Here is a 3,613-nt window from a genome sequence, read left to right on the forward strand (position 1 = left end):
ACCCCCGCCCCCGCCCCTAGAAGCCGCCCACGGCCCCCCGTACGACGTCCGGCGCGTTGGTGATGATCCCGTCCACCCCCATCTCCCGCACCTTCCGGGCCGTGGGCGCGTCGTCCACGATCCAGGTGTCCACCTCCATCGTCTTGCCGTGCGCCCCCCGCAGCCCGTGCACGGCCGTCACCCAGTCGGCCGAGATCGTCGTGTGCCACGGGTTGATCCGGTCGGTGAACTCGGCGTACCGGGGCAGGTCGGCCACGGTCGGGGTGCCCAGGAAGGCCGTCACCAGGTCGGGGCGCAGTCCGTGCACGATGCGCACGGACTCGGCGCTGAAGCTCTGCACCACCAGGCGCCGCGCGACGTGCCCCGCGTCCAGCCAGCCGGTCTCCTCCAGCACCTTCAGGGTCTGCTCCTCGATCCCCGGGTAGAGCTCAGGCTTCTTGATCTCCAGCAGCAGCCGCTGCCGGTTGTCCTGGACCCGCTCCATGTACTCCCGCAGGGTGGGCACCCGTGCGCCGGCGAACCGCGGCGAGAACCAGCTGCCCGCGTCCAGCCTGGCGATCTCCGCCGCCGTGAAGTCCTTGACCCGCCAGGGCTTGCGGTCGGGGAAGACCTGCTCGACGTCGGTGGTGCGGGCCAGGGTGTCGTCGTGGATCACCACGAGCTCGCCGTCCTTGGTCCGCTGGACGTCGTTCTCGACCCAGTCGAAGCCCAGGCGCATCGCCAGGTCGATCGCTTCGAGGGTGTTCTCCGGGGCGTACGCGGAGGCCCCCCGGTGGGCGTACACGGTGGGACCCAGGAGCCCCGTCGCGCCGGAGGCGGATCCCGGCCCGGGTGCGGCGGCGCACGCCGTCCCGCCCAGCAGGGTCAGGGTGAAGCCCAGGAAGGCGGCGGCTGCCGCGGCGGCGGATCGGACGTACATGTGCGTTCTCCTCGGGTCGTGAGCCCTGTTCCTGCGTCAGACGGGTGCGGAGCGGCAGTCGTTGTGGCTGTGCACTTCACGGCGGAGCGTTCACCGCGATCATGGGCTCGAAGATCACACGGACGCCACCGAACTACGACAAACGGACCAGAAAGGAGGAGGCCCGCTCCGTCCGACGGACCCCTCGCGGGCCCGCCGGGCGCCCGGCGCGGGGGTGCGGGGCGCGTGCGGGCGCCCGAGTGTCAGTGGGGGGCCGTACGGTGGAGTCATGCGGCCCGTATCGAAGATCGAACGCACGGTGGCGCCTTTCGAGGTCGTCAGCCCCTACCAGCCCAGCGGCGACCAGCCGGCGGCCATCGCCGAGCTGGAGAAGCGCATCCGCGCAGGTGAGAAGGACGTCGTCCTGCTCGGTGCCACCGGTACCGGCAAGTCGGCCACCACCGCGTGGATGATCGAGAAGCTCCAGCGCCCGACCCTGGTGATGGCGCCGAACAAGACCCTCGCCGCCCAGCTGGCGAACGAGTTCCGCGAGCTCCTGCCGAACAACGCCGTCGAGTACTTCGTCTCGTACTACGACTACTACCAGCCCGAGGCCTACGTTCCGCAGTCGGACACTTACATCGAGAAGGACTCCTCGATCAACGAGGAGGTGGAGCGGCTGCGCCACTCCGCGACCAACTCGCTGCTCACCCGGCGTGACGTGATCGTCGTCGCCTCCGTGTCCTGCATCTACGGCCTCGGCACCCCGCAGGAGTACGTGGACCGGATGGTCCCGCTCAAGGTGGGCGAGGAGATCGACCGGGACCAGCTGCTGCGCCGCTTCGTCGACATCCAGTACACCCGCAACGACGTGGCCTTCACGCGGGGGACGTTCCGGGTGCGCGGCGACACCATCGAGATCTTCCCGGTCTACGAGGAACTGGCCGTCCGCATCGAGATGTTCGGCGACGAGATCGAGGCCCTCTCCACCCTGCACCCGCTGACCGGCGAGGTCATCAGCGAGGACCGCGAGCTGTACGTCTTCCCCGCCAGCCACTACGTCGCCGGCCCCGAGCGCATGGAGAAGGCGATCCGCGGCATCGAGGCCGAGCTGGCCGAGCGCCTCGCCGAGCTGGAGAAGCAGGGCAAGATGCTGGAGGCCCAGCGGCTGCGCATGCGCACCACGTACGACCTGGAGATGATGCGCCAGATCGGCTCCTGCTCCGGCATCGAGAACTACTCGCTGCATATGGACGACCGCGAGCGCGGCTCCGCGCCCAACACCCTCATCGACTACTTCCCCGAGGACTTCCTCCTCGTCATCGACGAGTCGCACGTCACGGTGCCGCAGATCGGCGCCATGTACGAGGGCGACGCCTCGCGCAAGCGGACCCTGGTCGACCACGGCTTCCGCCTGCCGTCCGCGCTGGACAACCGGCCGCTGAAGTGGGAGGAGTTCCAGGAGCGGATCGGCCAGACCGTCTACCTGTCGGCCACCCCCGGGAACTACGAGCTCTCGCGCGCCGACGGCTTCGTCGAGCAGATCATCCGCCCCACCGGCCTCGTCGACCCCGAGGTCGTGGTCAAGCCCACCGAGGGCCAGATCGACGACCTGGTGCACGAGATCCGCGCCCGGGTGGAGAAGGACGAGCGCGTCCTGGTCACCACCCTCACCAAGAAGATGGCCGAGGACCTCACCGACTACTTCCTGGAGCTCGGCATCCAGGTCCGCTACCTGCACAGCGACGTGGACACCCTGCGCCGCATCGAGCTGCTGCGCGAGCTGCGCTCCGGCGAGTACGACGTCCTGGTCGGCATCAACCTGCTGCGCGAGGGCCTCGACCTGCCCGAGGTGTCGCTGGTGGCCATCCTCGACGCCGACAAGGAGGGCTTCCTGCGCTCCGGGACCTCCCTCATCCAGACCATCGGCCGGGCCGCGCGCAACGTCTCCGGCCAGGTCCACATGTACGCGGACAAGATGACCCCGGCGATGGAGAAGGCCATCGAGGAGACCAACCGCCGCCGCGAGAAGCAGATCGCGTACAACACGGCCAACGGGATCGACCCGCAGCCGCTCCGCAAGAAGATCAACGACATCGTCGCCACGATCGCCCGCGAGGAGCTCGACACCGAGCAGCTGCTCGGCACCGGCTACCGGCAGGCCAAGGACGGCAAGGGCGCCAAGGCCCCGGTCCCGGTGCTGGGCGCGGCCGTCCCGGGGAAGTCCGCCAAGGCCGGCAAGGGTGCCAAGGGGGCGAAGGGCGCCAAGGCCGCCGAGGTGCTCACGGACCGCCCCGCCGCCGAACTGGCCGCCCTCATCGAGCAGATGACCGAGCGGATGAGAGGAGCGGCCGCCGAGCTCCAGTTCGAGGTCGCGGCCCGGATCCGCGACGAGGTGGGCGAGCTCAAGAAGGAGCTCCGGCAGATGCGGGAAGCGGGCCTCGCCTGACCCGTGGCCGGTCAGTAGGGTGTGGGAACAGCCGCAGGTACACCCTGCCTGGGGGTGGGCTATGGAGAGGGGACGCGCGTGACGGTCAACATGACCAAGGGTCAGGCCATCAGTCTGGAGAAGCAGGGCGGAGGCACGCTCACCGCGGTCCGGATGGGTCTCGGCTGGCAGGCGGCCAAGCGCCGGGGGCTGTTCGGCTCGCGCACCCGCGAGATCGACCTGGACGCCTCGGCGGGGCTGTTCGCCGACAAGCAGTCCGCGGACGT

Annotated in this window: 3 protein-coding genes; 2 read left to right on the top strand and 1 reads right to left on the bottom strand. The window is 69.7% G+C overall.

Going from position 1 to position 3,613, the window contains the following annotated elements; genetic code table 11:
- Positions 1–16: 16 nt before the first annotated feature.
- Positions 17–919: a glycerophosphodiester phosphodiesterase gene (locus VR44_RS37600; protein WP_045952164.1), complete on the bottom strand. Its 903-nt coding sequence runs from the start codon at positions 917–919 to the stop codon at positions 17–19.
- Between the two features lie 268 nt (positions 920–1,187).
- Here VR44_RS37600 and uvrB point away from each other — a divergent pair, with 268 nt between their 5' ends.
- Complete coding sequence (uvrB, locus tag VR44_RS37605) at positions 1,188–3,347, top strand: excinuclease ABC subunit UvrB (protein WP_045952165.1); 2,160 nt, start codon at positions 1,188–1,190, stop codon at positions 3,345–3,347.
- Between the two features lie 78 nt (positions 3,348–3,425).
- The coding region (locus VR44_RS37610; protein WP_045952166.1) for a TerD family protein at positions 3,426–3,613 on the top strand (188 nt) is incomplete at its 3' end.

It is taken from the genome of Streptomyces katrae (assembly GCF_000966975.1).
GTDB classification, from domain to species: domain Bacteria; phylum Actinomycetota; class Actinomycetes; order Streptomycetales; family Streptomycetaceae; genus Streptomyces; species Streptomyces katrae.

Excerpts from the sequence above, each read along its gene's own strand:
- VR44_RS37600 (WP_045952164.1), bottom strand. The coding sequence starts at position 919 with ATGTACGTCCGATCCGCCGCCGCGGCAGCCGCCGCCTTCCTGGGCTTC.
- uvrB (WP_045952165.1), top strand. The coding sequence starts at position 1,188 with ATGCGGCCCGTATCGAAGATCGAACGCACGGTGGCGCCTTTCGAGGTC.